Consider the following 13,835-nt stretch of genomic DNA (forward strand, 5'->3'; position numbering starts at 1 on the left):
TTTAATTAACTCGCTTTAACCTCATACTGTTTACCAAAGCTTTAAGCTTCAAAGCGCTTTGGATCTTTAGGGTAGAAAAAATCGGCTTGTTTTTCACAGAGTGAGAATTCTCGGGTGTTTTTATAAGGCAGTTTCATAAACCCAGCTACACCGACATCAGTTATACTCACAGCGTATTGCATTAGCTTATTAAGCAATCGTTTAAATTCGTCCTCTTTATTTGCATCAAGCAAACGATAATAGTGGTGAATTTTCATTCTATCAGGGAGTGCTTCAAAAATAATACATCCGGTATGATGAATTTGGTTTAACTCAAATACACATTTTATCACTTTTTTAGGAAGTTGTAGTTGTTCATCCGGGTCTTTACCATCTTCAAAGTATGAATGGGGTCGGGTTACATCGCTGCTTTTTAAATTCATCACTTCGTATTCGAGTTCGGGTAACTGCTCAAATTTAAATGCCCCTGTACCATCTCGCTCTAACTGAATTGTTTTACGAGCATCAAATAAGCAACATTTGAACAGCCCTTTTTGATTAATTCCTTGTGCCAACATCACTGTATTATTTACCGCTTGAGTAAATGCATCAGCCAAACTTTCATCATGCATAATTAAAGACGACTCTACGTACAGTGATTCTTCTTTCCAATGAAAGCTTAACCCGCCAACAACGGGATATTTAGCTAAACGGCTTATTGAAGCTAAGAAGGCTTTTTCTGTATCGCCAGTATCAAATAAAAACTCTTTATAATAACGATCAAGTTGTGCATCGTTTACATCAAGCAGTTGCTGCTTATGATCAGCCTGGCGTAAAAACTGTTTGCGGGAACTGTATACAACTGTGTCTGGTAACTCAGTATCTGTACCAAACCAAAAGGGAATATGCGCTTTTATATTTTTATGGATATTTAGCTGAGGCAAGTAAGCTTTTGCCATGGTAGGCATATTACGCATAAAATAATCCCCTGCACCATCTCTTATGTGTTTTTCCTTAGATAACATGCCATCAATTACTTTTGCCAATTCCATAGGTAGTCCAAGCGAACTGGCCGGAATAACTTGTGCACCAAAGCGACAAGACTGTGCTGAGGCAAGTGCATAAAGTGTAGAGGCTACACCTTGTTCATCAAAACGCGGGGATGATTTTGCGCCAGACATTTGCTCATCACCAATAAAATAAACATCCCCCATTCGGGCATTAGTGCTGCTCAAATCACCTGACATTAAATCCATAAAATTGCTGGTAACAGGGTCACCATCACTGTCTATTTGAGCATATACCGAACTGCCCCAATCTACTAAAGATAGCCCTTGTGTGGCTTCATTCCAGACCAAGTTTGATGGTTTAATATCGCCATGTACTATCGGCTGTGGGCTGATCCCGTTTTTATGATTACGTAAGTCAATTAATACGTTACGTAATTTAAGCGCTAGATTCATGATTGCAGATGCACTAAAACGCCCTCTTTTGAGTGACACTTTCTCTAGGTCTTCACCTAGAGCACGGGCCATCATCAAAATCCCCTGCTTTTTTATTCGCTCAAAGCCATAAAATTTCGGCACTAAAGGGTTATTAACTTGAGACAGCATATAAGCTTCATCTTCTAATCTGTCTCGTACGCTTTGTGCTAAAGTGATCCGCGAAAACTTAAACACCCAAGGTTGGTTATGTTCATCAAGCCCTGCAAATACAAAACCAAAAGCACCTGAGCCAATCATTTCAACGTCGGAGTAACCTAAATTCGTTAGTTTTTTTATACAGATATTAAGCCACTGGCGGTGCTTTTTAGCATCGTGATGCGAAAGCAAATAAACTGACTGCTCTTCGTTGATGTAAAAATTGCGGATTTCTTTGGCTTTCACTGCATTCTCACTGAGGGTAAATAAAAAACGGCTGGCAACATACGCCAACCGTTTGATCATTCTTCAAAACTAAGTTACACGTTAATGTGACAATCATTCACTCTTTAGTAAATCTTCACATGTCCAATTGGGTTGTTCAAATTTAAACATAATCGCTACACTGGGTATTAAGACTATAGCAATTGCTAACCACGTATCAATAACTTGTGCAGCATAAAACCAACCTACCATTGCTGCAACTGTAAGCGTAATAAATTTTGCCATTAACGGTATATTGCCTTTGGTGCCATAGGTAAGTTGGTACGCATTTATCAGTTCACCCGCAACAAAAAACTCACATACTGTTACGTTCTTTGTGAACCCTTTGAGGCTTAAGTATATTTTTGCGGCTTGGCCATCAAGTACAAACTCATGGCTCGTTGACACTTTATAGTTTTTTGATTCACTGACAACCTCCCCATCAACCATTACAACTTCTTTGCCCGATACAGGTGAGCAGTCATAAGTGATGAGTTTATTATTGAAGTTAAACTTGAATAACATCCCTTTGTTTACTGACACTTCTACATTTTCATTTGTTGTCATCTTATTTCCTTTAATATCAACTAATAACAAATCTCACACATTATTTTTAACATGTTTATATAGGAAATAAAATAGTTTTGTTAAAGGTAAAACACCAATACTGTACATAAATACAGTATTGGTGTTTTTTGTTATTTAACTAAACAATACCTAAAAGTTACAGACGAATGCCGCCGTCAATTTCAACCACACGGCCTGTGAAGAAGTCGTTTTCGATGATGTATTGCGCCGTATGTGCAATTTCATCAGCTTCACCGAAGCGCCCGACTGGGGTAACTGCAAGCATACGTTGCTTAGCTTCTGGCTTCATGGCGTCGGTCATGTTAGTACGAATAACACCCGGTGCAATAGCGCCAACACGAATACCAAAACGCCCTAGCTCTTTAGCCCAACCTGTGGTCATGGCGACAACACCCGCTTTAGATGCGGCATAATTAGTTTGGCCGATATTACCTGCACGAGCAACACTTGACATATTAATGATCACGCCACCTTTGCCCGATTCAATCATATGCGCAGCCGCTTCACGACCGGCTAAAAACACGCCAGTTAAGTTTACATCAATCACTGACTTAAATTGATCAAGCGCCATCTTAGCAACCACTTTTCCCTCTTTGGCTTTAATAAACATGCCGTCACGTAGAATACCGGCATTGTTTATCAAAATACCAATATGACCAAAATCACTATTAATATTATCAAAAGTGCTCTCAACTGCCTGTTCGTCCGTCACGTTAGCAACATAGCCTTTTACTGTAACACCATAATTGGCTAACTCTTTAACCGCAGCATCTAATAGTTCTTGTTGCATATCAACTAATGCGATATTAGCACCAAGTTCGGCAAGCTTATGCGCCATAGCGAAACCTAAGCCTTGCGCACCGCCGGTGATAACGATTGTATTATTTTTAATTTCCACCTGTTACTCCTTTGAAAACAATTTAAAAATGGCGCTAAAATCATCACTGCCCGCATCTTGGTGCTGTAGCATGGTATAAAGATTTTTCGCCATTGACCCCATAGGGGTTGAAGAGTTGCTTTGCTGCGCGGCTTCCATCGCAAGCCCTAAATCTTTTGCCATTAAGTCAACCATAAAGCCTGGCTTATAGTTATTACTCGCTGGGGCTGTGTCCATCACACCTGGGCATGGGTTATATAATTCGAGTGTCCAGTTGCGACCCGAGCTTGCTGTCATAATATCACTCAATACTTTTGCATCTAGCCCGTTATTAATACCCATTTGAATTGCTTCACTGGTGCCTGCCATTAAAATACTTAACAGCATGTTGTTACAAATTTTTGCTACTTGACCAGCACCAATATCGCCAGCATGAAATATGTTTTTACCCATATCAGCAAGTACAGATTGCGCTTTGGCAAAATCTGTTTGTGCGCCACCAACAATAAAAGTTAATGTGCCTGCTGTTGCCCCTGCAACCCCGCCAGATACAGGCGCATCTACAAACGCGATACCTCGCTCTGCAAGTTCAGCACCCACCTCACGAGCAGACGCCGCATCAATCGTTGAACAATCAATAACCAGTGTAGATTTAGCTAAAATATTGATAAGCCCTGATTCACCCAAGTACAGTGACTTAACGTGCTTGCTAGCAGGTAACATGCTGATCAATACATCTACGTTTGTTGCACATTGCTTGGCGTCTATTGCTGCAGTAGCGCCTTGATCAGCGAGTTGATTTACGACCGACTGGTTTAAATCAAAAACATTTACCTTATGCCCAGCTTTAACCAAGTTTGCAGCCATTGGGCCGCCCATATTTCCTAAACCTATAAATCCAATAGAAAGAGACATAACATTATCCTTTTGTAAGGTGTGTTAATGGATGCGAGTCAGCAGTCCAGCGGGAAGTAAAAAAGCTTTCAATTAGCTGTTCGGGTAATTCATCGATTGATTTAAACTGCCAATTAGGCGCACCATCTTTGTCAATCAATAAGGCACGTACGCCCTCTTGAAATTCACCCACTTCGCCACATCGTACAGACATGCCTAACTCCATTTGGAAGCATTCGCCCAAGCTCTTACCTTTTGATTTAGCAAGTTGGTGCTCTACCAAAGCACAACTTAGTGGACAGCCATGCCTTAAGGCTTTTTGTGCGCGCGCTAACCATTTATCGTCAGTATCTAAGTTTAAAATATAAGCGACTTTATCTTGCAAGCTATTAAATTCACCTAACTTTTGAATGGTTGCTAAATTAGCTTTTACATTGCCCTTTGGCATACGACCTGAGTGGTTATCAAGCTCAGTAAGCAATACCGTTAGTTTTTCATGATTTAAAGACGCAGTTTTACCCCACTTAGTATTTACGAGTTGCTCAATCAAGCTGTCATATTTTTCAGCTTTAACAAAGTGATCGGCTAAAGAGACAAACATCGCATCATCACAATTGATAGATGCTGCTGTCAGGCCTAAAAATAAACCGACCTGCTCGGGCATTTTATGTAAAAAGTAACTGCCACCTACATCAGGGTATAAGCCAATCGTGAGTTCAGGCATGGCTATTCGCGATGTTTCAGTAACAACACGGTGGCTGGCACCTGCCATTAACCCTAAGCCGCCGCCCATCACAATTCCGTTACCCCACACTAGAAATGGTTTCTCATAACAGTGGATTAAGTGATCTAAACGATATTCTTGGGTAAAAAAATCTTCGATATGGTTAGTAGGTTCGCCCGTTTTCATCGCGGTATGTAAACTAACGACGTCGCCACCTGCACAAAATGCTTTTTCACCAGCACCTTTTAAAATAACCATGGCGATATTTGCATCATCTGCCCACTCTCTTAGCTGCGGTTCTAGCAATTGGATCATGTCAAAATTAAGTGCGTTTAACGACTTTGGCGCATTGAGCGTAGCCAAACCAATCAAAGCACCATTGGCAGCCGCTGCGGTTTCAAATACCACAGCATCTTCTTGACTATTAAGGAGTGTTAATTCAACCATTAGCCGTTTACCCAATTTGCTTTGCGTTTTTCTAAAAAGGCATTAACACCTTCACGTTGGTCTTCAGAATCAAATAAGCCAACAAAAAGTTCACGTTCAAGAGGCAATGCATGCGCCATTGGTTGTGTACGGCCCTTTTGGATAAGTGATTTACATGCGGTTACTGCAACAGGGCTTTGATCGGCCACTTGAGTCGCAAGTTTTAAAGCAGCGGCAAAACCTTCACCTTGTGGAACAACTTCTTCTACTAGACCAATTTGCAGCGCTTTATCGGCTTTTAAACGTTCACCGCATAAGATCATGCGCTTTGCCCAACCTTCACCCACCAACCAAGCAAGGTTTTGAGTGCCACCAGCACACGGTAATAAGCCTACTTTCGCTTCAGGTAATGCCATTTGTGCTTGCTCTTCTGCAATACGAATATCACAAGCAAGAGCCACTTCTAAACCGCCGCCCATGGCGTAACCGTTAATTGCGGCAATCGACACACCGCGAAAGGCCGTTAATGCTTCAAATGCTTCACCAAACACTTGCGACATTGTCGCAGCAATGCCCTTATCACCATCAGCAAACACGTTTAAATCAGCACCGGCACTAAAAAACTTCTCGCCTTCGCCGGTGATCACTAATGAATAGATGTTTTTATTATCGTTGAGCTCATTTACGGTATTTTTTAATGCAATTAAGGTGTCTTTCGTCCAGGTATTTGCTGGCGGGTTTGACATCGTTAGAATCGCTACATGACCTTCAATGGTTAAATCAATACTTGGGTTTGACATGACGTGCTCCTTATAAAATATCAGCTGCTGATTGTGCTAAAATTCGACGAGCAATAATCACTCGCATGATTTCGTTTGTGCCTTCTAAAATTTGGTGTACGCGTACATCCCTAACATGGCGCTCTAACGGGTATTCTTTAATGTAGCCATAGCCGCCATGTATTTGCAGAGCTTCATTACACACTGTAAAACCTACGTCGGTAGCGAATCGTTTTGCCATCGCGCAATATGTGGTTTTTTCACTGTCACCGCTATCAAGTTTAAACGCGGCTAAACGTACCATTTGTCGTGCAGCCACCAGCTCGGTGTTCATATCAGCAATTTTAAATTGCAGTGCTTGAAACGCAGCCAGTGGTTTTCCAAATTGTTCGCGTTCTTGTAGGTATTCACGCGCCGTTTCTAAAGCTGCTTGTGCAGTACCAATTGAGCAGGTAGCAATATTAATACGCCCGCCATCAAGGCCTTGCATCGCAAACTTAAAGCCTTCGCCTTCAGCACCTAGTAAGTTATGCGCTGGAATACGTACATCTTCAAAACTAATTAATCGGGTTGGCTGGGCATTCCAACCCATCTTTTCTTCTGCTTTACCATACTCAACGCCTTTGGCATCAGCAGGTACCACAAAAGCTGAAATACCCGCAGCGCCTTCGCCACCAGTACGAGCCATAACCACAAGTACTTCAGTTTCACCTGCACCTGAGATAAACATTTTTGAGCCATTAATTATATAATCATCACCCTCGCGAACAGCTTTGGTTTTAAGTGATGCGGCATCTGAACCCGAACCTGGCTCCGTTAAACAATAAGAGGCAAGTAATTCACCCATTACAAGCTGATCGCAATACTGCTCTTTAGTTTGCTCTGTACCAAAGCTGGCTATCATCCATGTCGCCATATTATGAATAGTTAACATAGCAGTCGTGGCTGTACAGCCCATTGCAAGTTGTTCAAAAATAATACTTGAATCTAAACGAGATAAACCTAAACCACCTGCATCCTCGGGTGTATATAAACCACAAAAGCCAAGTTCACCTGCGGCTTTGATTGTGTCTTTAGGGAAAATATGTTCACGGTCCCATTTAGCTGCATGGGGAGCAAGCTCTGACTGTGCAAATTGACGTGCTGTATCAGCAAATGCTTGTTGATCTTCAGTTAGGTTAAAGTCCATAGGAGACCTCTTTATAATTGTGTGTTGTCAAAATTAGTGAAGGGCTACGAAGGCATCATTGTGTGTGTGAAGTGACCTTCGTGCCCCTCTTTTTTATTATTGTTATTTAAGATTAATACTCATGTTTGGACCTGAGGCAATGTCATCTTCAAACCAACGTGATGTGATAGTTTTTGTCTCAGTGTAAAAGCGAATACCTTGCTTACCGTAGGTATGCGTATCACCATAAAATGATCCTTTCCAACCGGTAAATGAGAAAAACGGTAGCGGAACAGGAATTGGAACATTTATACCAACTTGACCAACTTCAATTTCGTGTTGGAATTTACGTGCAACAGCACCGCTTGAAGTAAACAATGATGTGCCATTACCATAGGGTGAGTTATTGATAAGCTCAATTGCTTCATCAAGTGAATCGACAAACATACAAGCCAATACAGGGCCAAAGATTTCTTCGTTATAAAGATCCATATCAGTTGTAACATCACTAAACAGTGTAGGCCCAACCCAGTTCCCTTTTTCATAACCCTCAACAGTGAAATCCGAGCCATCAATTAAGCATGTTGCACCTTGGGCTTTACCACTTTCAATTAATGATAAAATACGCGCTTTGGCAGCGGCGGATGTTTGCGGTCCATAAGCAGCATCTTTATCATCCCAAACACCTGGGCGCACATTAGCAAAACCCGCTTTAATATCATCAACCCAATCTTTTGCTTGACCGACAAACACAGCAACTGAAATACCCATACAACGTTGACCAGCAGCACCAACCGATGCACCAACAAGGTTATTAACAACATGTGAGCGACTTGCATCTGGCATAATAACCATGTGGTTTTTTGCACCAACACAGGCTTGAACACGTTTTAAATTAGCCGTGCCTTTTGAATAAATATATTCACCTACGCCACACGAGCCAACAAAAGAAATGGCACGAACTACGGCATCTTCAAGTAAACGGTCGACCTGAGGTTTAGTTCCGTGTACAACTTGTAAAACACCTTTAGGTGCACCCGCCTCCACAAAAAGTTCAGCTAAACGCATTGGAGTCAGTGGGTCTTGCTCAGAAGGCTTTAATATAAAGGTATTGCCGCACACGATAGCAAGCGGAAACATCCATAATGGGATCATGGCAGGGAAATTAAACGGCGTAATACCCGCACACACACCTAGAGGCTGCATGTAAGAATAGGTATCAATTTTGCGGGCAACGTTTTCCATGGTTTCGCCCATCATTAAAGATGGCGCGTTTGCTGCTTGCTCAACCACTTCAATACCACGCCAAACATCGCCTTTTGCATCTTCGAATGTTTTACCTAGCTCATGGCAAATGATGGTTGCAAGCTCATCGTGATGCTCTTTAAGCAATGCTGCGTACTTCATCATGATACGAGCACGCTCTGTGATCGGTACATCTTTCCATGTTTTAAATGTTTCGCTCGCTGATGCTATGGCAGCATCCATTTCAGCATCTGTAGTACAAGGTACTTGGGCTAGTACTTCCTGATTTGCAGGATTAACAACATCAATAAGTTGCTCTGATGTCGATTGAATAAATTCGCCGTTGATAAATAATGGTACTTGGTGCATAACGCACTCCTCCCCAAAGGGTATTTGATTAAGCCGCAGTAGTTATTATTAAAAGAGCCTGCGGCTGTGAGAGATTAAAATTAGTTTGGTTTATACTGCTTCTACTGCAAGGGCAACCGCTTCACCGCCACCAATACATAATGATGCAATGCCTTTTTTCAGGCCTCTGTTTTTAAGTGCATGGATAAGCGTAACTAAAATACGCGCACCGCTCGCACCAATCGGATGTCCAAGAGCACAGGCACCACCGTTTACATTCACTTTGCTCTCATCAAGTTTTAACTCGTTAATTGCTAACATTGTTACCATGGCGAATGCTTCATTTATCTCCCACAGATCAACATCAGCCGTAGTCCAGCCCGCTTTTTCAAGTAAGCTAGTCATAGCGCCAACTGGTGCAAGAGTAAATTCACTTGGTTTTTGCGAATGGGTGCTATGAGCAACAATGCGACAAAGTGGTGTTAGCCCTTGGGCTTTCGCGTGAGACTCACTCATTAAAACAAGTGCAGCACCACCATCAGAAATAGATGAAGAATTAGCAGCAGTGATGGTGCCGTCTTTTTTAAATGCTGCACGTAAACTAGGAATTTTCTCTGGGCGAGCATTACCTGGTTGCTCATCAATACTGACCGTGACGTCACCTTTACGGCTGCTCATAGTATGTGGGGCAATTTCTGATTCAAAAAAGCCGTTTGCTATTGCCGCATTCGCTTTTTCTAATGAGCTAAGAGCGAATTGATCCATCTGCTCGCGGCCTATTCCATATTCATCGGCTGTATCTTGGGCAAAACACCCCATGGCTTTATTATCATAGGCATCTTCGAGACCATCACTCATCATGTGATCTTTAATTTCACCATGACCCATTCGCATGCCACCACGCGCTTTTGGAATAAAGTAAGGTGAATTAGTCATGCTTTCCATACCACCGGCAACCGCACTATTAATTGAGCCAGCTTTAATTAAATCATGAGCAAGCATCGCTGCTTTCAAACCAGAACCACACACTTTATTAATGGTTGTTGCACCAGTTGAACGAGCAAGGCCTGCTTTTAACATCGCTTGGCGAGCAGGAGCTTGACCTAAACCAGCGGGTAAAACACAGCCCATAATCACTTCATCAATTGCGCTATCATTTAATCCAGTATCGGCCAATGCGCCAGCAATTGCTGTTGCGCCAAGTTCAGTTGCGTCTGCACTGCTAAGTGCTCCCATAAAACCACCCATAGGGGTGCGTTTTGCTGCTACAATAACAACGGCTTCGGTAGTCATAAAAAGGCTCCATTTAGTCATTGGCACTCTCACTGTGTGTTAAGATACGCCAAACAATATGTTTATTAATCTGTATATGAGCATACATAATATTTACGTTTACGCCAACGTAAATCTAAAATCAAGGTTTTTACGCTCAACAAAAGTGTAAACTTATCTTTATTTTACTGTAGTTAAATTATCACAATGGCGCTAGAGAGACTGATTTAACTAGATACCCTGCTGTAACACTGACTAATGACGTACGCCTAAAGTATAACTTTCACAATCCACTTTACCTTTACGTAAACTTCACTTATATTGGGGTTATTCGAATGAGGTAGATACACTATGAATCAAGATAATCAAACAAATTTTGCCAGCTCTTCCGCTGAGCCCGCCAGTAATGAACAAACTTTTAGCATCAGTGAATTAGCTAAAGAGTTTGACATTACTACCCGCTCTATTCGCTTTTACGAAGATCAAGGTTTGATATCACCTGAGCGTAATGGCCAAACACGCATTTACTCTAAGCGCGATAAAGTGCGCTTAAAATTAATTCTACGTGGTAAACGCTTAGGTTTTACCTTAGCTGAAACGGGTCGTTTGTTTGAACTTTACGATGCAGATAAATCAAGTGCTAAACAGCTAGTCACTATGCTTGACTTAATTGCTGATAAAAAAGCGGATTTGAGCCAGCAGATGGATGATATAAAAGTTGTCTTAATGGAGCTGGTCACTGCAGAGCGGCGTTGTCGCGATACCTTAAATCAATTAGATGAATAATTACTAAAATACAATCATTAACAGACTCTCACACAGGAATGAATCATGAGCACTATTTCACTATATAAAGAAATGAACTTTGGCCTTGGCGAAACAGCGGATATGATCCGTGATCATGTTAATAGTTTTGCCAGTCAAGAAATCGCCCCATTAGCTGAAAAGACCGATCTTGATAATGCCTTTCCTAACCAACTTTGGCCGCAACTTGGCGAAATGGGCTTATTAGGCATGACAGTACCAGAAGAGTTAGGCGGTGCAGGTCTCGGTTACTTAGAGCATGTCATTGCGATGGAAGAAATAAGCCGAGCCAGTGCTTCTATTGGCCTAAGTTATGGTGCTCATTCAAACCTGTGTGTAAATCAAATTAACCGTAATGGTTCACAAGCACAAAAAGAAAAATACCTCCCTAAATTAATTAGTGGTGAGCACATTGGTGCTTTAGCAATGAGTGAGCCAAATGCAGGCTCTGATGTCGTTTCGATGAAACTTAAAGCCGAGAAAAAAGGCGATAAGTATATTCTCAATGGTAACAAGATGTGGATCACCAATGGTCCAGACGCAGACACTTTAGTTATCTACGCTAAAACTGATTTAAACGCCGGTGCTAAAGGTATTACCGCGTTTATTGTAGAAAGTAGCTTTCCAGGCTTTTCAACAGCGCAAAAGCTCGACAAACTTGGCATGCGCGGATCAAATACCTGTGAGTTAGTTTTCGAAAACTGCGAAGTACCCGAGGAGAATATTCTAGGCAATTTGAACGAAGGCGTTAAGGTGCTAATGAGTGGCCTTGATTATGAGCGCGTAGTGCTTGCTGCTGGCCCTCTGGGTATTATGCAAGCGTGTATGGACATTGTTGTTCCTTACATTCACGAACGTAAACAATTTGATAGCCCAATCGGCCAGTTCCAGCTTATTCAAGGTAAAATAGCTGATATGTATACACAAATGAATGCCGCTCGTTCATATGTGTACACTGTTGCTAAAGCGTGCGATCGCGGTGAAACAACTCGTAAAGATGCCGCAGGCGCTATTTTATATGCAGCAGAGCTTGCAACCAAAATGGCACTAGATGCGATTCAAATTCTTGGTGGTAATGGCTACATCAATGAATATGCAACGGGTCGCCTTCTACGTGATGCAAAACTGTATGAAATAGGTGCCGGCACATCAGAAATTCGCCGTATGCTAATTGGTCGTGAATTATTCACTGAAAGCAGATAAGGACCTACGCGATGACTATTTTAAAATCTAGCGTTAATCCACATGATCCGCAGTTTCTACAAAATCAGCAAAACATGGCTGAGCTGGTTGATGATTTACGCACCAAAGTAAAACAAATAAGCCAAGGTGGCGGCGCTGCATTAATCGAGCGCCACGAAGGCCGCGGTAAACTGTTTGTTCGTGACCGTATCAGCACTCTTATAGATGAAGGCTCACCGTTTTTAGAGATTTCACAATTTGCAGCTCATGGCGTTTATGACCAAGCCATACCATGCGCAGGTGTTGTTGCAGGTATTGGCCGAGTTAAAGGCGTTGAATGTATGATCATCGCTAATGACGCGACAGTTAAAGGCGGCAGTTATTTCCCGCTGACGGTTAAAAAACATTTACGCGCACAAGATATCGCTGAACGTTGTCATTTACCGTGTATTTATTTAGTTGATTCAGGAGGCGCAAACCTGCCTGAACAAGACGATGTATTTCCAGATAAACTGCATTTTGGCCGTATCTTTTATAATCAAGCGCGAATGTCAGGTAAAGGTATTCCACAAATAGCCGTGGTTATGGGTTTATGTACTGCAGGCGGTGCCTATGTACCCGCAATGGCTGATGAAAGCATCATCGTTAAAGAACAAGGCACCATATTTTTAGCAGGTCCACCATTGGTTAAAGCCGCGACAGGTGAAGAGGTAACCGCAGAAGAACTTGGCGGCGCTGATGTCCACTGTAAAACCTCGGGTGTGGCAGATCACTACGCTGAAAATGATGCGCACGCATTATCAATTGCACGCCAATGTATAGAGCGCATTAATTATCAACGCCCTACTCTGCCTTTACTTGATGAAGTTAAAGCGCCTCGTTATGACATAAGTGAGCTATATGGCATCGTGGGGACTGATCTTAAAAAGCCATTTGATGTGCGCGAAGTAATTGCCCGTACCGTTGATGACTCTTCTTTTGATGAATTCAAGCGTTACTTTGGTGACACACTAGTAACTGGCTTTGCCAAAATATATGGCCACCCTGTAGGCATTGTGGCGAACAACGGCATTTTATTTAGTGAATCCGCACAAAAAGGCGCGCACTTTATACAGCTATGTGCCCAGCGCAATATTCCTTTAGTGTTTTTACAAAACATCACCGGTTTTATGGTGGGTAAAAAATACGAATCTGAAGGCATCGCAAAACATGGCGCCAAAATGGTGATGGCCGTGTCTTGTGCTGACGTACCAAAATTTACCGTATTAATTGGCGGCTCTTATGGCGCTGGTAACTACGGTATGTGTGGCCGTGCATTTGAACCTACCATGATGTGGATGTGGCCTAATGCCCGTATATCGGTGATGGGTGGCGAACAAGCTGCCGGTGTAATGGCACAAGTTAAACAAGATGGTTTAGCGCGTAAAGGTCATAGTATGACTGATGAACAAATCAATGAATTTAAAAAACCAATCATTGATCAATACGAGCAGCAAGGTCATCCATATTACGCAAGTGCACGTTTATGGGATGACGGCATAATCGACCCTGCTGATACTCGTAATGTGCTTGGTTTGGCATTAAGCGCAGCTGCAAATGCACCAAAACAAGATTCGCAATTTGGCGTCTTTAGAATGTAAGGAAG

The 13,835-nt window shown here is 42.1% G+C and carries 12 protein-coding genes; 3 read left to right on the forward strand and 9 right to left on the reverse strand.

Annotation, left to right across the window (positions count from 1 at the left end; all coding sequences use genetic code 11):
* Positions 1-41 precede the first annotated feature (41 nt).
* The 9 genes from B5G52_RS18055 to B5G52_RS18095 form a co-directional block, all read right to left on the reverse strand.
* Positions 42-1,865, reverse strand: coding sequence for a serine/threonine protein kinase (locus B5G52_RS18055; protein WP_087534070.1), 1,824 nt, complete (start codon positions 1,863-1,865; stop codon positions 42-44).
* A 93-nt stretch (positions 1,866-1,958) separates the two neighbouring features.
* Positions 1,959-2,450, reverse strand: a complete 492-nt coding sequence (locus tag B5G52_RS18060; RefSeq protein ID WP_087534041.1) for a hypothetical protein — start codon at positions 2,448-2,450, stop codon at positions 1,959-1,961.
* A gap of 157 nt (positions 2,451-2,607) precedes the next feature.
* Positions 2,608-3,369, reverse strand: coding sequence for an SDR family oxidoreductase (locus B5G52_RS18065; RefSeq protein ID WP_087534042.1), 762 nt, complete (start codon positions 3,367-3,369; stop codon positions 2,608-2,610).
* Between the two features lie 3 nt (positions 3,370-3,372).
* The gene (gene mmsB / locus B5G52_RS18070; protein WP_087534043.1) at positions 3,373-4,263 is read right to left on the reverse strand and encodes a 3-hydroxyisobutyrate dehydrogenase; all 891 of its coding nucleotides are present in this window, start codon (positions 4,261-4,263) and stop codon (positions 3,373-3,375) included.
* Between the two features lie 4 nt (positions 4,264-4,267).
* Positions 4,268-5,413 carry an enoyl-CoA hydratase/isomerase family protein gene (locus B5G52_RS18075; protein ID WP_087534044.1) on the reverse strand — a complete coding sequence of 382 codons (1,146 nt, stop codon included), beginning with the start codon at positions 5,411-5,413 and terminating at the stop codon, positions 4,268-4,270.
* Positions 5,413-6,192, reverse strand: coding sequence for an enoyl-CoA hydratase (locus tag B5G52_RS18080; RefSeq protein ID WP_087534045.1), 780 nt, complete (start codon positions 6,190-6,192; stop codon positions 5,413-5,415). The genes B5G52_RS18075 and B5G52_RS18080 overlap by 1 nt, the downstream gene beginning before the upstream one ends.
* A gap of 10 nt (positions 6,193-6,202) precedes the next feature.
* Positions 6,203-7,360 carry an acyl-CoA dehydrogenase family protein gene (locus B5G52_RS18085; protein ID WP_087534046.1) on the reverse strand — a complete coding sequence of 386 codons (1,158 nt, stop codon included), beginning with the start codon at positions 7,358-7,360 and terminating at the stop codon, positions 6,203-6,205.
* A 102-nt stretch (positions 7,361-7,462) separates the two neighbouring features.
* Positions 7,463-8,953 (reverse strand): CoA-acylating methylmalonate-semialdehyde dehydrogenase, encoded by a 1,491-nt coding sequence (locus B5G52_RS18090; protein WP_087534047.1) that lies wholly within the window; start codon positions 8,951-8,953, stop codon positions 7,463-7,465.
* 90 nt (positions 8,954-9,043) lie between these two features.
* The gene (locus B5G52_RS18095; protein WP_087534048.1) at positions 9,044-10,225 is read right to left on the reverse strand and encodes an acetyl-CoA C-acyltransferase; all 1,182 of its coding nucleotides are present in this window, start codon (positions 10,223-10,225) and stop codon (positions 9,044-9,046) included.
* Positions 10,226-10,555: 330 nt separating this feature from the next.
* Here B5G52_RS18095 and B5G52_RS18100 point away from each other — a divergent pair, with 330 nt between their 5' ends.
* The 3 genes from B5G52_RS18100 to B5G52_RS18110 are packed head-to-tail and all read left to right on the forward strand — an operon-like array spanning position 10,556 to position 13,830.
* Positions 10,556-10,990: a MerR family DNA-binding transcriptional regulator gene (locus B5G52_RS18100; RefSeq protein ID WP_087534049.1), complete on the forward strand. Its 435-nt coding sequence runs from the start codon at positions 10,556-10,558 to the stop codon at positions 10,988-10,990.
* A gap of 45 nt (positions 10,991-11,035) precedes the next feature.
* Complete coding sequence (locus B5G52_RS18105; RefSeq protein ID WP_087534050.1) at positions 11,036-12,211, forward strand: isovaleryl-CoA dehydrogenase; 1,176 nt, start codon at positions 11,036-11,038, stop codon at positions 12,209-12,211.
* A gap of 11 nt (positions 12,212-12,222) precedes the next feature.
* A complete protein-coding gene (locus tag B5G52_RS18110; protein ID WP_087534051.1) occupies positions 12,223-13,830 on the forward strand; it encodes a carboxyl transferase domain-containing protein in 1,608 nt (535 codons plus the stop codon).
* Positions 13,831-13,835 lie beyond the last annotated feature (5 nt).

This window comes from Pseudoalteromonas sp. A601 (assembly GCF_002165575.1).
Classification (GTDB): domain Bacteria; phylum Pseudomonadota; class Gammaproteobacteria; order Enterobacterales; family Alteromonadaceae; genus Pseudoalteromonas.